This window comes from Rhizobium sp. BK176, assembly GCF_024808055.1.
Map to the genome: position 1 here is coordinate 679,762 of NZ_JANUBV010000001.1, position 20,222 is coordinate 699,983.

The following is a 20,222-nucleotide window of genomic DNA, read 5'->3' on the forward strand; positions in this document are numbered from 1 at the left end:
CTGTGCGAAAAGGACGTGTCCTTGGACTGCGGCAACATTGTACTGCGATCCGCATGCTGCATTCTCGCAGCGGATATTGCGGGACATTCCGCCTTTCGGCCCATCCACAAATCGCGCGCCGCCGCAATCAGGACAGCTGTTATGGGCTTGGAACCAAGCGGTTATTGACTCGTCGTCCACGATGAATGAACTGGAACCTACGGCGACGGGCGATTCCTGTGGAGAAAGCCCGACACTCTTCCGCCACCTAAAGAGCGATCCAATAGTCGCTAGTATCTGATCGATGCGCCATCTGCCATGGGCCTTCCGCATGATACTATCGCCTCGACTGCCTGGCGACTGTCTTACTTGAGGCAGCTGTAGCCGTCAAACGGAACCATCACCGCACATAGATGACCATGTCGCTATGTACTCTCTGGCCTTCCTCCGACTTATATGCTCCCCGCTCCCGGTGGATCGACACGATCTCGGTCAATCCCGTGTCCGAATACGGGTCCACCCTGCAAAATGGAGCATCTGGAGGAAGCTGTTTCAGAGTCTCTATCACTTCGCCGACGTTCATCAGGCATCCCTTTCATGTTGCGGCTGGCGGTAAGCGAAGCGTTCGCCACCCCTTTTGACTGACTGCGACAAGTATCCAACGCCACCTCGGCTCCCGCAACCTTCGGTGACCGATAACCTGCCTTATCGGCTACGGCATCCCCACATCGAACAACTGCCGTTCCCTTCACACGTGTCGGTGGAACTTTCAATTGACGCGCGCGGGCATTTCAGAGTCTCATATTCCTACTGTGTTATTTGGAGACCTCACATGAAGAAAATTACCGACATCCTCGTTGGCGCTTGGCGGCCATTCAGCAACGCGCTGATGATGCTTGCCCTGCTCTATATCGTCGTCCCTGATCTCTTCTCGATCGAACTGCCGGACCCGTCGACGAAGCAGATCGTGGTCGCCGTTGTTGTGTTCATCGTATGGACCATCGCGAACGGCGTGATCGACTCTGCGCTGCGCCACTTCTTCGGCTCTAAAGCTTCTTAGTCCATCAAGGCGGCTCGCGGCGCACGAGTGGCAGCCACGTAAACAAAAGGCCTCCAAGGAAACCCCTGAAGGCCTTGAATTATTTCTGCGGTACTCAGCTCGATTACATCTTCTGTCCGGCGTAAGGCGCTGCCTTTTCCTCGAAACGGGCCATATCTTCCCAGCACCATCCGTTGCCAACCTCGTAGACGACCTTTGGCTCCGTCTCCCCGTCGACTACGATCGCCGTCTTATAGGTCTGGTTGATCCAAAGGCCGATGGCCTCGCCATAGGCGGCTACTTCCTTGACTTCACGCGGCTGAGACAAGAACTGCTCAAGCGCTTTGACGTCGAAGCTAGCTGGGATGTCGCCGTCCTGCGTTGTGATCTCGTATAGATCGTTCGTGTTGCTATCGAAGAAGTAGCGAGTGTTCGAGTAGATAGCGGGGTGCGCGAGATGTCCGCCATCCTCGAGCGCCGCGAGAACGGTCTCCTTTGTGAAAACTGGCACTTCCCATCCGTTCCACGCCTGACCGTTGGTGAATCCTTCCATCGACGCATCCCCTTCGAGGGCGGTGACGGAGATAGGTTCATAGGTCTTGAAGAGCTTCGTCACTGCGTCTTCAGGCAGCCTGTCGAATTGCTCCGCGAACTGGGCTTCGCTGGTGAAGTAGACGAAACCACCCCAGGCGTTCGCGAAGTGGACGTTCCCATCCTTGCGCTCGGAAACGGTGGTGAGCTCAGCGAGCTTCGGCGTTTCGCCCTTGCGGATGAAGTAGTCTCTCATGGATTGAATTCCCTTCAACGGTTTCGAGAACCATGCGCCGCGGCCACGCAATCGACCAGTACTGCACCTGAAGGCAAAAAGAAACCTCCCGGGTGCGCTTCTTCGATAGGCGTGGGAGGTGTTGTTGAGAACCACTTTCTAATGCGATTTCGTCGGCGTCAATGACTGCCGCTGGCCGATAACTAGGCTTATCGGCCACACAAGTTTTCAGTCATCGCTTCAGTCGTTCGTGTCTATCATTGTCGTGGTTGACGGACTGCGGTGTTCCGGTAAATCATCACCTTGGAGATGCTTGGCGCTCAGTGATGAAGTCGTCCTCGAGGGATATTGGGAATAGGCCCTCAAGCTTTCTCGCAAATGCCGGTCCCACGGAAACTGCGACATCTCCGCTTTTTCTTTCTAGGGGGGGAATTTCGTGGGCGTGGGGCAGCGTATCTTATTTCTCGCGACGATCGAAGAAGCGCGTATGGCCGAAGCCGGCCGCCGAGCTTTTGTGGATAATGCTCTATCTTCAAATTCCAAAGTCAGATTTGTGGAAACCCCTCCGGGGATGGACGCTGACACCCTATGTGACGATCTGTCTGACGCAGAGTTCTCGGCGCAGCAAATCAGACTGCGGTATCACCAGGACGCAGAGACTGTCCTTTTTGGCCGGGTATCTGATACCGTGAAGCGGATCGCAGACCAGTGCGGAGACCCGGCGGTGGAATATTCATTGTCGCTTCGACGACTCCCGTTTTGGGAAAGACGACCCAATCGTCTTGAGTGGGTCGTCGTTATCGCGACTGATCGTAGAAATGTATTTGAACGCCCGTTGTTAGCGATGAAGTCTTGGTTGGGAATAGGAATTCAGTTTGACCGTTTTCGTCCGGCGTTTCGGTGATTTCGTGATCGCGGGCGAGAAACGGTCGTTATAAGGGTTTCGCCCAAACCTTATAACGGGGACGATGACCGATAACTAGGGTTATCGGCTGCGGGCATCTGGCCTCACGGATTGACCACCCTCGCCGGCCGCTAGACACTTGATGCTGTCCCCATGCGTTAAGTGGTTGAGAATGTTTCGAAAGCTTTTCGGTCGTAAAGTCGGTTCCTCCATTGAGAAAAGTAAAGACGTCAAAAGACAGGCTGTTCCCCCATTTCACTGGATAGGAGCAAATATCGACGCCTTCGGAGCCAGCTACTTTGCAGGGTTGTCCTATCACTGCTCGGTAGGAAAAAATGACTGGGTTCCAGTTGGCGTTGCCATGTGCCGGGGGCTTCGGCAATGGAACGAGTCCCCGTTCGTGGAATTCTATGGCGAATCTGGCACAAGGCTCCTCAAGCGCTTCTTGGTCCAGCGGATGAGGCTGAGCCCGCGCGAAAGCGGGATCGATGAATGGCTGTCTACCAACGCGAAGGCCTTCGAGCAGATCAGTACAGAAAGCTTGTACCGGAGAACGCTCGGGGCGTTGCCTGACGATTACGCGTTCGCGAGCTGCCTGGAGCACAGCAGTGAGAACATCGCCGAGTTGTTTTTGGGGGCGATCGAGCGCGAACGCCCGGCATCTCTCGACCGCCGCATGATCCTTTGTGACAGTGGCAGCATCCCGTATTGGGAGAGTGACGTCATCGAGCGCGCCATTGATTCTGCCCGTAAGGCACTTAAGCTGACGACTGAAATCGCGCTCTCGTGGTTTGAATTCCGCGGGTTCCGCGTGGACCGCGAGCTTCAGTTAGTCTACTTGGAGGGCTATGTGCCGTTGACGGACTACGTGGAGTCCTTCTTTTAAGCGCGCCATAACGCTACGAAACCACATCTGGGGAACTTGGGAGGTCGAGGTCCCAGTCCTCGGGAAAGTCTATCATTTTGCAGATCAAGTCGGTCACTTTTACAGTGGAAATGATCTCGAAGTCGCGCACCAATGGTTCGCCATCGGTCCCAAGGATGTCATAGCCCTCGTAGCGCTTTCCGGGGTATAAATCCGCGAATGTCTCTTTCTCTTGCGACGTCATGTTCTTCCACGTCGTCGCAACCCCGTTCAGCAGGTATATCTTGTTGCTATCTGGTGCGTTCACGGCCCTGTAGAAGCAATCTGAAAGGGAGGCTATTCCGGAGCCGACGTTGATTTCGTCAGTGACGAGCACCCACTTTCCGCCTTTACGCTTCGCGCCATATGCCGAAAGGCCCGGCAGCACACGCCCCACGCTTCCGTGCATATAGACGTTGGGAGCGGTCCACATCTTGGACTTTTTGCCTTCCGGCACGTCGCCGAAACGGATGAAGTGCCGCAAGGAGATGCCCCTACCTTTGGCGTTGATGTGTCAATGCACGTCGATTTTCGACGTCTTTGACGATCGCCTTTGCCTTGTCGAGCGCGTCGTCGAGATCAACGCTTTCCCCGCGGTCAAGCTCTCCAAGACCTTCGGCGTCAAGTTTAGCCTCGATACAATCTAGCTCGGAGACCAACGAATGCGTCGTACAAATGGACAGTCGGTTTTTTTCGTCATGCAACATATGGTTTCGGTCGCCCCGTGATGCGCTGGATTATACGCCAACCATATATTGGCGAAAGCCAAAAACTACCAATTTCTGGTCACCTGGGAGTCATGAAAGAGCGGCCGGTCGCGATGCCACTGATAGGGGTTCCGATCATGGCTCTCGGCCGGCCAACGGGCTGATCCAGGGAACCGTGACAACGTTCACGGACGCCAAGTCCTCCCGCACCCTGAACGCCTTCACCTGGTCTTCCAGTTCAAAGGCGTTCCTCTTCGGCCTACCGTCATCCCACTGGACGATTTCCGTCCAAAGGTCTTCGAATGGCGCTACTAGGCCGTCGATGCCATTTCGCTCGTCCTGCCACGCAACGATCGCCTGTCGAAGGCATTCCATTTTCCGTTGCATCGCCAGCTTGTCCACCTGGCGGCCGTGGTACTGGTATTGCAGATGGTTCTGTCCCTTGACCTGCCCGATCATCACCCTGGCCCCGTCTAGGACGATCCGTGCGTGACGGACGGTTTCCAATTCCATGAAGTCGCCGAACGGCTCGGCTTCGTTGTGAATGACAATCGTTTGGCCTATGTGTCGCATTCCCCATCCACTTGCTTCCGCGAACGTGGCAATGCCTTCCATGTCACTAGCGGCGAAAAATTGGGCACCGAGTACCAGACCCAGATACCCGAGGGTCTCAAGACCGGTGTTTGCCTCCGTCTGGCGATCCTTTAGCGTCTTTCCATAGACTGCCACATCGTGCGGCACCAATTCCGCGGGTCCTCGGCGAGGCTGAGAAGTGCCTGCATGGACCAACCGATAGCAAGGCTCGTAGGAAAGCAAGTGCGGACATCCGTCCACCAAGATGATCTTGTCGAACACCCCTGCGGTTCTCTCACGCCAGTCGGCGATTTCGGCATCGGCATCTCTTCCCAGCCATTGCCACTTTTTGAAGTGCGGGGCCTTCAAGAGTGCGATCGCTCTGGAGTCGAACCCATCTTGCAACTCCCGCTTCAAAACCGATCGCTCGGTATTCTCGATCTGGGCCGGGCCGTGGAGTTTTCGGGTCTCGCGAATTTCCGATTTCAGGATGTCCGTCAAGACAGGGAAATCAATGTTCGCGCCCGTGTAGAGGGACTTCATGAGGTTTGAAGCGGGTTCTCGGATGTCCTGCTGCTGGTCGAATATCCATTTCTTGTAATGTCGGCCCCCTACCATGCGGTATTCGGACAGAACAGTGCCATTCACGTCGACTGTGAAAGAGCGCGGAGCTTCTCGTTCAGACAGTTCCTTGATCTCGAAATCTGCCGCCACGCGCACGAGTTCACGTCGGACGTCGCCGTTGTGCCACTCTCCGCTGACGACTGCTGGGTGATCGAACCTGATGCGCATGTTTCTCTCCCTTCATCCGACTATGCCGGTATGAAGGCGCAACCATCAAACGGGACCGCTGCTAAGGTTATCCTTCGTTAACTAAGGATAACCTTCTGAAATGTGGCCGATAAAGGCGGTGTCGGTCCCGGCTATGGCGCGACGGCAGTAGGCGCGTTGACCTTCTGAGCCGTCGGTACGGCTGACGGGACTATAGCCAGGAAATCTTCGACGTCGTCTAAGGGGACCGTAACGCCGATCTCGGCATCATCCCTGATGATCGCGCTCCCGAGACGGTGGTTACCGTCAAAAACCCGGAGCCTCATCTTTCGCTCAAAACGATCCAATTCGAGTTCAATCGAACTGCTGTCGGCGTTTGCATAGAGGAATGCCATCCGGCGGATGTGGAAGGTGAAGTCGTCGAAAGCCTGTCCTCTGTGCCTCTTGTTCACCTCTTGCCAATGTTCCGTCTCGAATTCCTGATGGTTGGCGGCGTCAATGACCGCGGCTGGCTCTATCGGAGCGCAATCCCATTCCTGTCCGTCGAGCGGATTGCAGTAGGCGACGATGTCGGAAAGCGGAACGCTAAACTCAACTGTTTCTGGTCCATTTATAGGGTCGTCAGCGATCATCGCGTCTCTCCAGTCGCGTCGAGAATATGGTAGCGCCGATCAAGGAACAACCAGCATCGCGCCGTGGCCGATAAATGTCCTTATCGGCCAGGGGTCGCCGAAGTAACCGCAGCAAGGTCGTCATCCAGCAGCGTGTCAGAGCCGGAGGCCTCCCATTCACCGATCCTGGACGCAACCGCCGCCCTGATCAGTTCTCCCACGCGTATGCCGGTCTTATGTGCGAATTCCCGAATGGCCAAGTCTTCGCTTCTGGTCAACTTAACTGACCGCAGTACGAGTTCATCTAGCACCGGTCTTCCTCTTCTTGAAATGATGTACCACGGCCTTTTCGGCGTAGAAGGACCAAATTGGGCTTAGCGCGAGTGCCAGGAATATGACGGGGAAGTACCACGGCGCGGTGCCGGCGACGAACGCCATCCATGAGGTCAATACCGTCATGAATGCGCAGACTATAACGGTGAAGTCATGAATTTTTTCAAGCATATCAATCTTCCAGTTTACAAGCAGAATCCTAGCTTCGGCGGAAGTGCCTGTCTATCGGCACCTTGCCGATCATATCGATGGAGCTTGCCAATCTGCGCCACCAGCCCTAATAAACGACTCGAGCGGGATTTCCAACGAGGTTCGCGGTGCAGGCTCTTTGGGCGGCCGAGGTCGTCAGGTTCTTGAAGGACAATCTCCCCGGCGACCAGCGACAGGGCTGGGATCACCGTTATGTAACCGCGTACCAAATGGGATGCGAGGCGTTGTCCGCACTCGGTCATGCGGACGAAAGGAGTTGGGGTGCGGTCGCTCGTATAGACCCAGCGATCCCCGACACGCTCCCGCGGTGGGACGACGTCGTCGCTGTCGTCCTGGGCGTCTTGAACCAAAATGATCATCTGGGATTTACCGGAACCCGAGCAAGCGACAATCGATCCAAGATTTTCTGAGGCGGTCCAGTCGGCGATCGATGAGATGCCTGACGATATCATCGTTGAATTTGATCGGCTGCTCACGATCACCGATGCCGATGTCGCGGAGTGGCGACGTGTCAGCGCGGAACATACCGCCAGCCTAAAGAAGGAATTTGGCACCAGGGTCATTTCAATTTCCGACGACAAGTCGGACGAAGGCGTCCGAAAGACGATAGAGAAGGTCCGCCTTCATGACTTCGACTGGTTGTTTTACAGGCGCTGGAGGCTCGCGGACGGCTGGCTTTCGCCAATTGAGGCGATGGATGCGCTCGAAGTCTTCAACGATCCGTTAGCCAGGTGCGTTCGTGTGGCCGTTCTCGATCGCTACAAACCAAAATTCCTCCCCTCACTGGGCGTGACATCTCCTCGTCCGTAGATCATCCCCTCGACCCACGATGCAGGACCGAGCGGGCAGGCATTTCTTAGGTGCGTAGGCCACCAACTGTTGGAATTGCCTTGGCGGTAGCCTCTGCATCCTGGGTGGCGACAGCTTCCAGGACTTCGTTGAGATCGTCGCTGATGACGTCGGCGAGCGGCTCACCGCGCTCGCTTGTCCTAGTAAATGTCGCGGGTTCCAGTCGCGCACATACTGCGGGGCCCGATGTTTACTGGCGCGCGGCGCTCCTTGCTGCGGCAGCACGTTCCGCAATGGCGACCCTCACTCGCTTGTTGAACCAGACTGGCAGTATTTCGTCATCTCCATTGTCGAAGTAGCGGGTATAGAAGTAGGTAAACAGACCGGCCCCTTGAAGCATTCCATTGTCGTCCACGTAGGTCTTTGAAGGAGTAGCCGTGATCAGACGGTGCCTGTAGTCACCATGCTCTATGACCACGCGAAAATCCCGGGCGAGCGGCTCAATAACGACCGTCGCCTCGCCGTATGGGGCCTTTAGACGCCCATCGCTGCTGTCGATGGAGAAACCGTTCGACTGCGCCCAACCTTCAATGGCTTTGTAGGTAAGTTTCTCGGTCACGTGACAATCCATTTCCATTTCGGACGCCGAAGCATACGTCAGCAGCCGGTATTCAACAAGCGTCGCCTGTCTGGCCGATAACCAGCTTTATCGGCCGATGCCTGAGACAATAACGCGTTTTGTTTTTTGGCACCGTTGTAAACTCTTAGTTTATTTCTGCGTCGGGAACCTTGTTGTATTTGCTGCCCAATTAAGCATTCTTCTTTCCCCGGGCCTACAGACACGAGCGGACTGAGGGCGTCGATCCCAACAGTTCAGCGGCCGCTAGTCTGGTAGGAGGGGCTACCTAATTCCGAGAATGTGACTCTTCCGATCCGTCGGCCGATAAGCAGCTTTATCGGCCAATGGTCCACCTCGATTGACGGCCTCAACCTTCCTGAGCACCATTTACTGGTCCACAAGACGAGACCTCCATGACAGACATTCGATTTCTATCGGCCATCAAGAACGACGAACGGCTGCGTCGTTCCATCGTTCACTCGATATCCCCTTACTTATTTGGCTTCATCCGCAGTCCAGTTGAGTACAAATCCGCTGACATCCAATCGGCGTTTCAGCGAGATGTCGAGGAGGCTATTTTCCAGTTCCGAAACGCGCTCGACTCCCTTGTCTACCTAAGGTCTAAGGGTTGGGCACATGGCACAAGCATGCACCAGGTGATGGAGAACGCGCACCGACAGATCGAGAACACATTGGAGAACATTTCCGCCGAGCGCTATAAGGCGATCGGATACGCTGGTCCCGTATCAGTTCCGAGCGTGATTTCCATCGCTGGTTCAGAACACGCTGCCGTACAGGTTGATGAATTGGTTCCAGAGGGCTGTTTCATGGCTGTTCCCTTGGAAGACGGTAAGCTTGTGCGCGACAAAGACGGCACTCTACATCCCTCGAAGGAGTCCTGGCTCCAGATCGATTCCGTTATCCGTCCGTTCGAAGACAAAGATGGTATCGAGGACATCAAGCAGGACTTCACCAAATACTGGCAGAAAACGGAATTCGGCACCGGTCCTTATCACCGTGAATATTTGATTCACCTCATGCGCAATATGGGAATGTGAACTCTTCCGTCTCATTGGCCGAGAAGGAAGGACAATTCAACCTGTGCTGAAGGCCTGGTAAGCTATGTCCTCGAAGAGATCGCAAGCATGGTCTGCTAGGCGATCAAGGATGGCGGAAGGGCGACCGACGCTTGGGACAGTCGCGATCCCGCCCATTCTCTGCTCGATGATCTGCAGTCTCTGGAGGACGTCGGCATCGCCGGTCGCCGACCGCGCCTTCTCCAGTCCACTCTGTATGGCATCGAACAGGTCATCGGTCAGCGCTGGTACGGCGCTGTGAGTTCTATGAAAACCGATATCCCATAGCCTCGATTGCACCTCGTAGCTGACATCGAGGCCACTATTGAAGTCGAAGCGCGCGCGGAATGTCGGGCAATCCGGCGGCCCTCCCACCTCGTGTTCGTCGACGAAGAACGAGAAGTGGAGTTGACGGGCGTTGAGATAGCGGAGGTACTGATTGACGCTTCCCTGGGCCTTCATCTCCGTGAGACGAGGAAACCACGCGACCGCTTTCGCCTCGTCGCGGGCGGTGTCGGACGGAAGAATGACGGTGGCAGCAATGCGCAACGCCTGCCGAAAGCTTTCGGCGAGATATTCCTGATCGTTTAGATGTAGTGCATAGATCGACATAGGCTGTCTCCAGAACCAAAACGAATACTCGTTGGTGCCTTCGATCCCTATCCAGGGGACAGCCAAATCCGTCCTCATCCGAGGCGGTACACCACACTTAGGCGATTATTTCGGAAAGGCAAGCATCGTCTGTGGTTTGTTGGCGACGGTTGGACGCTGGCCGATAAGGAGCCTTATCGGCCGCCGGCCTCGTTTGCCGTGCCTAAATCTCCTCCAATTGCGGTATGCCCGGCGAACAATTTTTCTGGTAGGCATGGGCCTCAACTAGGGGGATTGCATGCGCATTACGAGTATCCTGTATCTGGCCGCTGGATTTCTGTCTGCTCCGACAATCGGCTTTGCGGCGGCAGAGTGCAATTTCGACAGGCCGGTCGGAAGCTGCAAGGGAACAATCCAAGTACTGAGTTCCGGCGGTTCGACGCCCAGCTTTACAGCAGAAATCAAGGTGCAAAGCTCCGCCAAATCTTGTTCGAAGGTCGAGTATTCCCTCGATTCCACCCCACAGACGACGATCCTGCGTGGGGGAAACAGCACACAGGAAAGCCTGTCCGGAACGACTCCTATCTCGAAAACCAGCATCCAAGTGCAGAAGTGTACAGCGTACGAAGATGCGGCAACTCCCAAGAAAACCGTTGACGGCCTAGATGCGGAATTGAATGGAACTTGGTTGCGGAAACTCAATCTATCGACAATCAAGGGTACCGTCAGGATCGACCTGAGTGACAGCGGCGGCGCGATCTCTGGGTCAGCTAACTACGCGGTTAATGAACAGTACCTACCTGGCAAATGGAAAAAGAAGACGGAGAGTAAATCGCTCAACGGAACCCGCGAAGGGGTGAATGTTACTCTCACATTAGGCGACAGTCCTTATCCGGTCCGCCTGGTGCTCAAGGGGCGGAAGTTGATCGGCGAGGACGGCCAGGTCTGGGCTACTCGGCAATAACCTTGGAAAGATGGGGTGCGTCATATGCGTTCTTGGGTTCTTGTTGCCGCTCTGCTTACTGCCCCACCTGTTGCATTTGCAGAAGTTGATTGCGATTTCGAAAAGCCCGTCGGCAGTTGCAACGGCATCATTCAATTACTGAAATCTGGACGCTCGAAAACCGCCTACTCGGCTGAGGTCTTGGTAAAGAGTTCGTCGGCTTCTTGCTCCGCAGTCGAGTTCGATTTCGAACGGTCTCGGCAAACGACGTTTCTACGTGGCGAGAATAGCAAGCAGGAAAGACTCTTTGGCACCAGACCCATCATGCGAAACAGTCTTCCAGTGCTGAAATGCACGACGTACGAGTCTTTCAACGCGTCATTAACTGGAACCTGGTCTTACAAGTTCGATACGGCGAAGACGAAAGGATCGGTCGTCGTTAGCATCAAAGACACCCATGGTTCCATTTCAGGGACGTGGACCTCAACAATCATCGAAGAATTCCGACCGGGCCAGTTGATAAGAAAAACTGACCGGAAATCGTTTACAGGCACTCGCGACGGCACGAGCATCCAGCTGAAATGGGAACGCGGCTCACCACCTGCCCATTACGAGCTCAAAGGGCGCGAGATCGTCGACGACGCAGGGCAAGTCTGGGTGGTACGTCAATAGACCGACGTTTGTCAGCGTGGAGCCGGGCCCGCGAGATGGCCCATCTCGAGCTTGATCGGCGCGTCATTCCACCATTCGGTCGCGTCGAGCAGTCGCTGGCGATCCATATCTTTAACATCAATGGATGAGACTAGGCCGACCACGTCTTCGTAAAGATCGTCCACCGCCTCTCGGGTGACATCGGCCTCCCTCATAGCGGCAACCCTCCTTAGTCGCATCCATGCCATCGCCGCTGCTTCTGGCATCATTTGGACTTGGTCAGCGAGCATTGAGACGACCTCGCAGACCACGCGCCACCTCCTATTCAGCTCGCCGTCGAACTCGAATTCCACGTCGTCGCTAATCTCGAGATCGTCGAAGTGCAAGAGGATCGGCGTTCCACGAGTGTCGTAGTAGGCGATGAGTTCGTCGAGTTGACGCATTGAAGCCGTGCGGGTCTCCTCCTTAGCGTCTAGCCGACGCATTCCGAAATGCGGAAGCCTCGCTCCAAATTTTGCCTCTTCCAACAATATCGCCACGAGCGGGCAACAGGTCGCACCACGTGGCATGTCATTCCTATTGTTGAAATACGTTGTACCGACGACGAACTTTGGTTCGCAGACTTCAACGTGGAGCACTCCTCCGATAACCATCAGACGAGATGCCACCTTCTTCGCTTCTGCTTTTCTCGTCAGATAGTCTGACTTCGCCCTGCTAAGTATGTCGCTTTCCGTCGGCTGCCGTTTGAAATCTCCCGTCAGCCATTTCTTCACCGCTTCGACCCGACTTTCCCCGCCTGGAAGATATCTGTCGTAGAGGTTCCCGAGGGCCACACTGCCTTCGGCACCGTAGCCGTGGCGTTCCCTACGAGGGAGGTGGTCCTCGGATAGATGTCCCAACCCCTTGTCGTTCGGCTCCACGGGAGAATAAAAACGCCCGCCGCGGTGGCGTATAACAAAAGTCTTTTTATCGTGTTCGGCGACGAACGCGTTCCCGGGGCGACGACCATCCCAGCTAGTCCGCCATGTCATGACTACCGGACACTCCGCGTCCGCCATGGTCGGTACGTCTATGTCGACAGTGTCCACGAGAACTCGATTATCAAAGAAGCCTCTCGCAGTGCGAACGTCTGCTGTATAGGCGAATGGGAACCGCGCGGGAATGCTCAAGTGGCACCTTCCAGATAACCGTTAGCCGCAATATCGCCCGTCGGCTTGAAAGCGCCAAGGATGGAGGCGGCAACTCGATCCGCATCCTATCGACCATGCTCTTCAATGATCTCGGGCGTCGAAGTGTACAGCGCCAGCGTCCGGCGCGAACCTGTCCGCGTCCGATAAACGTCATTATCGGCCACTGACCCGTTCGGTTTCCGATATGACCCTTAGAACGATCGCGTCAACAGCTTGACATCGGACGTGTCAGTTTGCCTTATGTGCCAATGAAAATTTCGTTGCCATATTTCTACTATGTTCACCAACTTGTCGGGGGCGAGACAAAGAAGCGGGCGATGGTCGGCTATGTTGATCGTGATGTCCCTGTAGTCGACAAAGCGGATGTCGATATTTTGGCGACTTGGTCTATTTTTCTTGGAGAAGACTTCGGGGACCATGCCGAACTATTAAGATGTCAATGCGTGAGATGGCGCGGCTCAGTCTACGCACCTGTTATGGATGAAGTGACAGGGAGACTTCTAGCTCTGTCGGATTTCGAGGGCAAGGTGAGCGATGCTTACAAAAGCCCGCATCGATCTATCTTTCGAGGACTCGTGAAATCGGAAAATGCATTGCAATTGCTTCACGCCTATTCAAACGGCAGAGCGTTTAATCTTGCAAAAAATTCAATCATTTCCTCGTCTACCGAACCTGAATGTCTCGCTGAAATGGAGGCCGTTGCCGACACCTTAATTGTGATGGAGGGACACGTCTTTCAAAAGGCTTCACGTCTCCACCTGCGGGTGATCGACAGAAGTAATCCCAAACCTCTCGATATTGTCGAAGTATGGCCTGATTTCAGCAAGGACGACGGGCAGTCTTGGTTTAGGTTCGATTTAGACGCCGAATTCAACGATTCAAGCATTTTTCGGTTTTCACTTGACGATGCTGATCACTCCGAGGATTTGACTGAAACCTATCAAGATGGGGTAGTTCATGACGTCAAAGTATTTGATTCTACAGCGTTAGCATTCAACGGTCGAAGTGACTATCTTGCTCGAATGATAAACCGGTTCCTCTTGGACACGGCTTCAGACGTCGGCGAGTATCCCAAGGAAACGGTCGCTCAGTGGGTTGATGTTCGTGATAGCGTCGCGAAATACCATGCCGGCCTAACGCCGTCGGTGGACGAAGCCGTTATCAACACGTTTCTATCCTGGGACTCGCCTGCTCTGTCCCCCCAACGGCGAGCGCTCATCGCCCATGCCAGAATCGCTCTTGAGCGCTACGCAACGGTGGACCTAAAGAGAAACGCTTCTTTACGGCTTGGCAGTTAGAGCGTTAGCGTGGCCGCACATTCTTACGGTTTAGGTGTACTTCTGGCCGAATGTGTAGACGTCCAACCCGGCGCGAAGTCAGCGTAGCTGGCCAGAACCTCAGGATTCATATCTACGCCCGCCCGCACCGCCCGCTCCACGGCGATACGGTGTGCGGCTTTGCGATTGGCGCGCCCTGCAGTCGTCAGGGAGTTGCCAACGTTCATCGTACTCGGATGCATTACTCCAGTCTCGAATGCCTGGATAATCATCTCCGCGCCGATCCCCTGCCCGCGATGTTCAGGTAGCACGAGGACACGTTTGTCTTTGATCCCACCGATAACCTTCCCAGCGGAGTCATAGACCGCAAGCAGTCCTGCGGGCTGGTCAAAGGCCATGCTGTAGCCATCCATGCCGCAATCGACGTCTTTCATGCGATAGCGGAGTTGCTCCTCCCGTGTTAGGAGGTCGACAATGGGATTGAAGCCAAGCTTCTTGTTCAGATATTTCGGATCGGAGCAGGCGCGCGTGATTATTGCCTCCCTTTCCTTCGAATGGGACTTCGGTGCCATCAGATCGGCCAGTTTGATCTCGTGCAGAGGGATCGGCTTTGGGGGTTCTGGAATGATGAAGACACGTTACTCCCAGTTAGATGGCTGAACTGGCTCTACGGATACCCTCAGGCTCTGCAACGATCAATTTAATCGTGTTGCTGAGGGTCCGCACGCTCGGCAGCGGCGGTTGTGTTCCAGCCTCTAGCATCTCTGATGATCTTGCCTTCGACCTTCATTCTGTGGAGCCTGGTGCGGATCGTCCCGCTGTTGATCGTCTTTCCGATGGCCTTCGACAGATGGTCTGTGATCTGCGCGGGGGTGTGGTGTCCGGCCTTGATCGCCTCGAGGATTTGCTCCTCCTTCGTCATCCTGGATAAGGGAACACCCTTGGCCGACGGCGGCGGGGACAGGGCCAGCATCCTGTCGATCTCGGCGATCTCTTGTTCCAGTGACGCTATTTGATCGAGAACCGCCTTCTTTCGATCAACCAAAATGTCATGAACTATCATCGATGACTCCAGCTGCGCTTGCAGTTGTGTAACTACGTGGTGTCATATTGTCAAATATGGATTACAGAATCGTCCAAGATTGGTCGCAATGGATCGCTTTTTTCTTGTTCTGTGAGGGATATCACCGCATTCGGCAATGACACCGACGATGACAAAACGCTTCATTCTGTAGCGCTTCGATGGCCGATAATGATCCTTATCGTCCATTGAAGTGATATTCGAAAGGGATTCTCCATCGCGCTTGACGACGACACGCAGACGCGGCCACAGCACGCCGGATGGCGGCTGACGATGGTCCTTATCCGTCAGTGAGATGTGAGAAAATGTCAGTGTTCAATTGGATTGGTCTGTCTTCCGCCGCTGCTATCGCCGCCCTGAGGAGAGAAAGGCCGTCGTCGGGAAACTGTCTAGCCTCCTCATAGCTTTCAATGAAACGCTTTCCCAGTGTCTCTACGGCCGCCAATGAGGCCTCGTCTGGAAGGCTTTCCAGCGCGTCATGCAGATCGCATAGCAGTCGAAGTTCAGTGCGGTCCGCTGAGAGGAATTTCGGAGCGGTTGCCTGACCCGAAAGGAATTCCCGAAGGCGGAGGCGGCATTCGGAAACAACGGCGCTTGCTGGATAGTTCAACAAGTCTAGTTCGATTACGGGATTCCTCGTAAGGTTGTAGGTGGTCAATGCCTCCATCTGTTCCTTTCGTGATCCGGCGGTCAGCATCTTCGTCTTCGCGACGGCTTCGTCGAAACGCTGGATCGGATACGTCTCACAACGTTCCAGGGCGGAGCCGTCATATTCGAAAGCGACCACGCGAATGATCGCGCAATGGGCATGCTTGACAACCCCATCACGTACTGGCGTGGCAAAGCGCGCGCCGGCTAGGATCACGTACGGTTCTATCGCTTTTTCATACACGTAGCCGTCAACGACAAGGAGTCTGGAAGCCGCACTGTTGACGGCCGCAGCAGACCGCCCGCGATTGGTCGATATTATGGACCCAAAATACTCGGTATCTCTGTCGAAGCGCGCGGGTCTTTCTGGAGGCAGTGGGAATACCGCACGGTGCAATCCGGATTCCACCGCCTCGAAGAATTCCCGGCAGGTGATCGCTCGGCCGTCTCCGCGCCCGATCGCCTTCCGCGTCTCTAAGGGCCGCCAGAATTGCCCTTCGAAATAACGGACATGCTGCATCTCGGCACCGACTTCAACCACCCAGGCTGCTGCCCCCAAGATGGACGGCGGCGGATCGTCGCGCCATGTCAAGGCAATCGGCGCGGAGGTTCCGTCGACGTCGTGGACATCCACGTCCACCAGTTCGTGGAATAGAAGCGTCGATCGAACCTGGTTCCCCTTTCTGATACCCGCTGCGTCGTAGAAGATCGGTACGGCTACCCGCATATCGCCTCCATCGCCATCGTGACGGGATGGAACGATAGTCCAGATTTATCGACAAAGCCAACCGTCCGGACTGCTCCGCAACCTGCCCTTGCTCAGGCCTTCCCCGCACTGACCTATAATGGTCCTTATCGACCGTGGGTCGCCTACCGCATTGTTCTGTGCGTTCATCCGCTATAGTTTGCGGTAACGGTTTTACGGAGAAGGCATTTCCATGGGCGGCAGGATTGCGATCGGCATCATTGAACAAGACGGCGCGCTGAAGACGATCGAGGCGCACACCAAATTCATGCCTGGTGCTATTATCAACGAAGGGTTCGCCAAAACTGGCGATGTCAGCGAACTCCGAGAGTTTCTCGACAAGTACGAAAACGACGTCTTCAGCGAGGGCTTCGGCAAGATTGCGAATGTGCCCTCCGACTACGGCTACGTGCTCGTTGACCTCCGGGAAGGCAATTTTGTCGCCGCCCAGCGCTTTACCAACTTCAATACGATCATCGGCGCTGAGATCGCCCAGGCCGAGTTTTTCAAGCGTGGGGGCAAGGCTGGTGCCGACGGCCTCGCCAGGATGATTACGCATCTGCACGAGTGGAACGACGACGATCAGAAGATGGAAACCGTCGAAATCGAACCGCTCAAGGACGCCAGCAGCCTGCTGGCAAATCCGGGAATGCTCCATTGGGAACCTGGTGGCCCAAGTCGCTCGTTCACCGTCGCCTACCCGGCATGGAACACGTCGTTCCACGATTACGATATCGAAGGTCTCGAGGAAGTTCGAGATTACCTGACTGGTCGTGGGTTGCTCTCGCCGGACGATCTCGCTGGGTGGCAGGACAAGATCGACGAAGCGTACCGCAATAAGGCGGAAATGGATGCATTCGAGGCGGAAGATGAACTGCCCGCCAAGCCGATCGTCGCTGCCCCCAAGATGGGGTAACCCAGCTTGCGATAGTCGCCGTCGGCGACTATTCTAAGATCAGCAGCGGACAACGAGGCTTCCGAAAGGTCGCTGCTGCCAGTGCACCCTTTGAGGTCGGACCACCACGGTAAGGCACACTCGTTCGGCGGCAACGCCATGGGAAAGGCTCCGAAAGGAGCCTTTTTTGTTTTCACGATGCGGAACCCACAATGGTGTAACCATACGTCGATCAGCATCCCGAGCCTGCGGCCTGTGGCCGATAATGAGCTTTCTCGGCCACTGAAGCCGTCTGTGCGGTGCATAGCAAGCATGCCAATTCACAATGTAACCCAATTGGAGGAGGTTGGTCTTCTTCGCTGGCTGTACTCTCTGAAGGCCGACGATGTTAGAGGGGCTATGAACACCATCATGCGTCAAGTTTCACTGTTACTTCTGTCCCTGTCGTCACTGGGCGTACCAGCGGCCGCTCCTGCAGCGGCAGACTGCAACTTCGACAAGCCCGTTGGCCGCTGCACTGGGTCTGTTGAAGTTTTGAGTTCCGGCGGCTCTGAGCCGAGCTTCACGGCCGAGATCAAAATCACAAGCTCGGCACCCTCTTGCTCGAAGGTCGAGTACTACCTCGACTCCACACCGCAGACGACGATCCTGCGTGGCGGGAATTCCGGGCAGGAAAGCTTATTCGGGACGACGCCAATATTGAGGACAAGCATCGAGGTGCAGAATTGCACGGTTTACGAAGATGCGGCCGTTGGCACGAAGGATACGAACGATGCCAAGAATTCCTTGAAGGGAACTACTTGGCAATTTCCCCTCACGGACCTCGAGACGATAAAAAGCCAAACCGTCCTTCATATCGAGGAAGACCATGCGGGAGTGTTTAAGGGCTATGCAGTCGACACCATACGTGAGCAGCGTGTTCCACGTGGACCTTATGTGAAACGGGTCGAGAAGAGACAATTCAGCGGCACGCGAGATGGAAACGAGCTGATGTTTTCATGGGCGTCACACCCTGATGCCCCGTTCAAAGTCACGATCAATGGACGCACGATGACAAGCGAAATGGGGCCGTTCGCCACCCGCAGATAGAATAACATCGTTCAAGGTGTCAGCGCTAAATATCCCTTTAATGGTTTGATAACTTCAATAATCACTGTTATATGACCCTTATAAGGGGCTTAATCATTGCGATTGGACATCAAGTCCAGGTTATCGTGAACCAGATCGGCGTGCCTCGCGAGGTCATCGAAGTTGCTATAATGGTTGCCAGATGGTCGCCGAGAGCATCAGTGGAGGGACCTCAATGCCCAGATGGAAGAAGCCGACAAAAGAAGAAGTCCGCGAGAACCGCTCACGCCTAAGTGAAAGAGCTGCAACTGGCGAGCTGAGGTTCCCTTCTGCCGTCGTTGAGATCAGGAAGTCCTTGGGCCTTACTCAGGCCCAGTTCTCGACGATCGCCGGGATAACCAAGCGGCAGGTCCTTGAAATCGAGACAGGCAAGGCAAATCCGACCATCGAAACCCTGGAACGGATTGCGCGACTGTTCGGCTTCACGGTTGGCTTTGTCCCGAAAGAACCTGCTTCGATAAGGCAATCCTCGTCCAGCGCGCCTCGCCGCTAGCGGGTCGGAGTTGCCTCTTGCGCCCTTGGTCGATAGCGTGGACGGAACAGGAGCTCCACATGGAAAATCTCGGCAAACAGACGGTTCGAATGCACGTCCACCACATCATCGGCGGCGAGCATGATCCTAACCAAAATCACGTCAACGAAGGTCGCCAGACGGTTTACCGTCGTGCCGACGGCACCTACCTCATAAACTACATGGGCGGAAAGCGGCCGGTCACCCTGATGGGAGACGGTGCGTTCGAGTACGTTTGGACGGTCCGGTCTGGAATTTCGGTCCAGACCCTCGGCAGTGTTGTCGACGGGATGATGTCTCCGACCTTGAAGACCGTACTCGAGCTGGATTCCGGTGATCGCTGGGCGGAAATCGACTCTGATCAGGGAGCTAGATACGCTGGCGGTCTGACCCAGACCGCGATCGGCGTTTTTTACGAGATGGAGCAAAAGGCAGAGGGTCGCCATCCTCGGCGTTGGTTTGTACTGGTGGGTCCAGACGACGCTGGCGTCACCGTCGGCAAGGTTTGCCTGTGCGTGCTCCCGGAAGGTGAAGTCGTGCGGAACCCCGACATGGTTTCCGATTGCCACACGACGGGTCGCTATAACAGGAACCCTTACCCGGAGTTCGCGGCCGAGATCGAAGCTCTCGCTGATGCGACTGACCTTCCAATCATTCCCAACCACGGTGGGCAGGCTATCGACGTTGCACCACGGCCCCAAGGCCGTGGCACCCGGATGTGACGGCCGCCGTCCGCTATCGCCAGACTGCGATTTCTTCAGGAGTGCTCAGATCGATCACTTCTTGAACCTTGGTTACCTCTAGCTCCAACGACCTCGCGATTTGGTCCGCAGTTCGATTGAAGCCGAAGTGCATGTGCCTGATGGAGTCCTTTTTGTGGGGTCGAATGATGCCTGCCGCTTTGTCTTCTGCGTCCATCCTGTCCATGTCGAAGAGCATGTCCTCGGCGTCCGTGATGAAGCCTGGCTTTGTCACAGACGCCCGTTGGTATCCATTGTCCTCGCTGGTCGAGGCTGTCTCGATTGCCGCGGACGTTGACTGGGCGATCACTTCCCGAATTTTCGAAAGATCGAAGCGGCTCACTCGCGCGATTTCCTCGGCATCGCGGTTGAACTCGAAGTACATCAGGCGAATGAGGGCCATCGCTCCTGGTCCGATGACGCCGGATTCCCTTTCCTCGGCATCGTGCCTATCGATATCGAAGAGGATGTCTTCCGCGTCGGTTATGAATTTGAGCTTGGCCATTCATGCCTCCTGTTTCCTTCATTGTCTGGTGGAAAA

At 55.3% G+C, this 20,222-nt stretch carries 25 protein-coding genes; 13 read left to right on the forward strand and 12 right to left on the reverse strand.

The annotated features are described in order from the left end of the window. Positions 1-811: 811 nt before the first annotated feature. Positions 812-1,039: a hypothetical protein gene (locus tag FHT76_RS03855; protein ID WP_259184398.1), complete on the forward strand. Its 228-nt coding sequence runs from the start codon at positions 812-814 to the stop codon at positions 1,037-1,039. A 103-nt stretch (positions 1,040-1,142) separates the two neighbouring features. Here FHT76_RS03855 and FHT76_RS03860 read toward each other — a convergent pair whose 3' ends face one another. Next, entirely contained in the window at positions 1,143-1,805 is a 663-nt protein-coding gene (locus tag FHT76_RS03860; RefSeq protein WP_259184399.1) for a hypothetical protein, read from the reverse strand. A gap of 1,055 nt (positions 1,806-2,860) precedes the next feature. Here FHT76_RS03860 and FHT76_RS03865 point away from each other — a divergent pair. Beyond that, positions 2,861-3,574, forward strand: coding sequence for a hypothetical protein (locus tag FHT76_RS03865; protein WP_259184400.1), 714 nt, complete (start codon positions 2,861-2,863; stop codon positions 3,572-3,574). A 13-nt stretch (positions 3,575-3,587) separates the two neighbouring features. On the opposite strand, the gene FHT76_RS03870 is transcribed toward FHT76_RS03865, so the two are convergent. Beyond that, complete coding sequence (locus FHT76_RS03870) at positions 3,588-4,076, reverse strand: hypothetical protein (RefSeq protein ID WP_259184401.1); 489 nt, start codon at positions 4,074-4,076, stop codon at positions 3,588-3,590. A 16-nt stretch (positions 4,077-4,092) separates the two neighbouring features. Between FHT76_RS03870 and FHT76_RS03875 the strand changes: the two genes are divergently transcribed. Next, entirely contained in the window at positions 4,093-4,239 is a 147-nt protein-coding gene (locus FHT76_RS03875) for a hypothetical protein (protein WP_259184402.1), read from the forward strand. A 195-nt stretch (positions 4,240-4,434) separates the two neighbouring features. Here FHT76_RS03875 and FHT76_RS03880 read toward each other — a convergent pair whose 3' ends face one another. The 3 genes from FHT76_RS03880 to FHT76_RS03890 all read right to left on the reverse strand — a co-directional run bounded on the left by FHT76_RS03880 (position 4,435) and on the right by FHT76_RS03890 (position 6,758). Beyond that, positions 4,435-5,664: a hypothetical protein gene (locus FHT76_RS03880; RefSeq protein WP_259184403.1), complete on the reverse strand. Its 1,230-nt coding sequence runs from the start codon at positions 5,662-5,664 to the stop codon at positions 4,435-4,437. A 131-nt stretch (positions 5,665-5,795) separates the two neighbouring features. Further along, positions 5,796-6,275, reverse strand: coding sequence for a hypothetical protein (locus FHT76_RS03885; protein WP_259184404.1), 480 nt, complete (start codon positions 6,273-6,275; stop codon positions 5,796-5,798). 279 nt (positions 6,276-6,554) lie between these two features. Next, positions 6,555-6,758, reverse strand: coding sequence for a hypothetical protein (locus FHT76_RS03890; protein ID WP_259184405.1), 204 nt, complete (start codon positions 6,756-6,758; stop codon positions 6,555-6,557). 146 nt (positions 6,759-6,904) lie between these two features. Between FHT76_RS03890 and FHT76_RS03895 the strand changes: the two genes are divergently transcribed. After that, positions 6,905-7,207, forward strand: coding sequence for a hypothetical protein (locus FHT76_RS03895; protein ID WP_259184406.1), 303 nt, complete (start codon positions 6,905-6,907; stop codon positions 7,205-7,207). 25 nt (positions 7,208-7,232) lie between these two features. Next, complete coding sequence (locus FHT76_RS03900; protein WP_259184408.1) at positions 7,233-7,607, forward strand: hypothetical protein; 375 nt, start codon at positions 7,233-7,235, stop codon at positions 7,605-7,607. A 229-nt stretch (positions 7,608-7,836) separates the two neighbouring features. Here FHT76_RS03900 and FHT76_RS03905 read toward each other — a convergent pair whose 3' ends face one another. Beyond that, positions 7,837-8,205 (reverse strand): hypothetical protein, encoded by a 369-nt coding sequence (locus tag FHT76_RS03905; RefSeq protein ID WP_259184410.1) that lies wholly within the window; start codon positions 8,203-8,205, stop codon positions 7,837-7,839. A gap of 413 nt (positions 8,206-8,618) precedes the next feature. On the opposite strand from FHT76_RS03905, the gene FHT76_RS03910 reads away from it, so the two are divergent. Beyond that, on the forward strand, positions 8,619-9,263 hold the full coding sequence (locus tag FHT76_RS03910; RefSeq protein WP_259184411.1) for a hypothetical protein: 645 nt from the start codon (positions 8,619-8,621) through the stop codon (positions 9,261-9,263). 36 nt (positions 9,264-9,299) lie between these two features. Here FHT76_RS03910 and FHT76_RS03915 read toward each other — a convergent pair whose 3' ends face one another. After that, positions 9,300-9,893, reverse strand: a complete 594-nt coding sequence (locus tag FHT76_RS03915; protein ID WP_259184413.1) for a hypothetical protein — start codon at positions 9,891-9,893, stop codon at positions 9,300-9,302. A 277-nt stretch (positions 9,894-10,170) separates the two neighbouring features. On the opposite strand from FHT76_RS03915, the gene FHT76_RS03920 reads away from it, so the two are divergent. Next, complete coding sequence (locus FHT76_RS03920) at positions 10,171-10,836, forward strand: hypothetical protein (RefSeq protein WP_259184414.1); 666 nt, start codon at positions 10,171-10,173, stop codon at positions 10,834-10,836. Positions 10,837-10,860: 24 nt separating this feature from the next. Beyond that, positions 10,861-11,487, forward strand: coding sequence for a hypothetical protein (locus FHT76_RS03925; protein ID WP_259184415.1), 627 nt, complete (start codon positions 10,861-10,863; stop codon positions 11,485-11,487). An 11-nt stretch (positions 11,488-11,498) separates the two neighbouring features. On the opposite strand, the gene FHT76_RS03930 is transcribed toward FHT76_RS03925, so the two are convergent. Further along, complete coding sequence (locus FHT76_RS03930) at positions 11,499-12,635, reverse strand: hypothetical protein (protein ID WP_259184416.1); 1,137 nt, start codon at positions 12,633-12,635, stop codon at positions 11,499-11,501. Between the two features lie 281 nt (positions 12,636-12,916). Between FHT76_RS03930 and FHT76_RS03935 the strand changes: the two genes are divergently transcribed. After that, entirely contained in the window at positions 12,917-13,954 is a 1,038-nt protein-coding gene (locus tag FHT76_RS03935; RefSeq protein WP_259184417.1) for a hypothetical protein, read from the forward strand. 23 nt (positions 13,955-13,977) lie between these two features. Here FHT76_RS03935 and FHT76_RS03940 read toward each other — a convergent pair whose 3' ends face one another. From FHT76_RS03940 to FHT76_RS03950, 3 genes are all read right to left on the reverse strand, one after another. After that, complete coding sequence (locus FHT76_RS03940) at positions 13,978-14,505, reverse strand: GNAT family N-acetyltransferase (protein ID WP_259184419.1); 528 nt, start codon at positions 14,503-14,505, stop codon at positions 13,978-13,980. 128 nt (positions 14,506-14,633) lie between these two features. After that, the gene (locus FHT76_RS03945) at positions 14,634-14,996 is read right to left on the reverse strand and encodes a hypothetical protein (protein ID WP_259184420.1); all 363 of its coding nucleotides are present in this window, start codon (positions 14,994-14,996) and stop codon (positions 14,634-14,636) included. Positions 14,997-15,294: 298 nt separating this feature from the next. Beyond that, positions 15,295-16,389 (reverse strand): hypothetical protein, encoded by a 1,095-nt coding sequence (locus FHT76_RS03950; RefSeq protein ID WP_259184421.1) that lies wholly within the window; start codon positions 16,387-16,389, stop codon positions 15,295-15,297. A gap of 211 nt (positions 16,390-16,600) precedes the next feature. Between FHT76_RS03950 and FHT76_RS03955 the strand changes: the two genes are divergently transcribed. From FHT76_RS03955 to FHT76_RS03970, 4 genes are all read left to right on the forward strand, one after another. Then, positions 16,601-17,323 carry a hypothetical protein gene (locus FHT76_RS03955; RefSeq protein ID WP_259184422.1) on the forward strand — a complete coding sequence of 241 codons (723 nt, stop codon included), beginning with the start codon at positions 16,601-16,603 and terminating at the stop codon, positions 17,321-17,323. A gap of 378 nt (positions 17,324-17,701) precedes the next feature. After that, complete coding sequence (locus FHT76_RS03960; protein WP_259184423.1) at positions 17,702-18,391, forward strand: hypothetical protein; 690 nt, start codon at positions 17,702-17,704, stop codon at positions 18,389-18,391. 214 nt (positions 18,392-18,605) lie between these two features. Further along, positions 18,606-18,923: a helix-turn-helix domain-containing protein gene (locus FHT76_RS03965; RefSeq protein WP_259184424.1), complete on the forward strand. Its 318-nt coding sequence runs from the start codon at positions 18,606-18,608 to the stop codon at positions 18,921-18,923. A gap of 59 nt (positions 18,924-18,982) precedes the next feature. Beyond that, complete coding sequence (locus FHT76_RS03970) at positions 18,983-19,663, forward strand: hypothetical protein (RefSeq protein WP_259184425.1); 681 nt, start codon at positions 18,983-18,985, stop codon at positions 19,661-19,663. A gap of 13 nt (positions 19,664-19,676) precedes the next feature. On the opposite strand, the gene FHT76_RS03975 is transcribed toward FHT76_RS03970, so the two are convergent. Next, entirely contained in the window at positions 19,677-20,186 is a 510-nt protein-coding gene (locus FHT76_RS03975) for a hypothetical protein (protein ID WP_259184427.1), read from the reverse strand. Positions 20,187-20,222: the final 36 nt, after the last annotated feature.